Source organism: Peribacillus sp. SIMBA_075, assembly GCF_046534585.1.
The window spans coordinates 1-239 of record NZ_JAWRYN010001521.1 but is presented as its reverse complement, the minus strand read 5'-3'; the positions used below and the strand labels follow the sequence as shown (position 1 = coordinate 239).

The window sequence follows — 239 nt, the reverse complement described above, 5'->3', positions numbered from 1 at the left end:
GTGCCTGCTCCATCAATTCGTTCAAGCGGCTCGCCGGGACGACGCCGTTTTTACGTTCCTCGTAGAACCTCGTCTCGAACAGGAAACGGGCGTGGATGTTCATGAAAAATGCCACGCTGCGCTGGATTTTATCTTCCAGCAAAGAAATTTTCTCTTCTTTGTCCACCGCATTTTTGACTGCTGCATCCGCTACGATCATTTCTGCAAATGTCGAGGCCGTTTCAGCAACATTCATCGCA

At 49.8% G+C, this 239-nt stretch carries 1 pseudogene; it reads right to left on the bottom strand.

Annotated elements, in window-relative coordinates:
• Positions 1-239, bottom strand: a pseudogene (locus SB775_RS33505) (M3 family oligoendopeptidase); the annotation flags it as partial.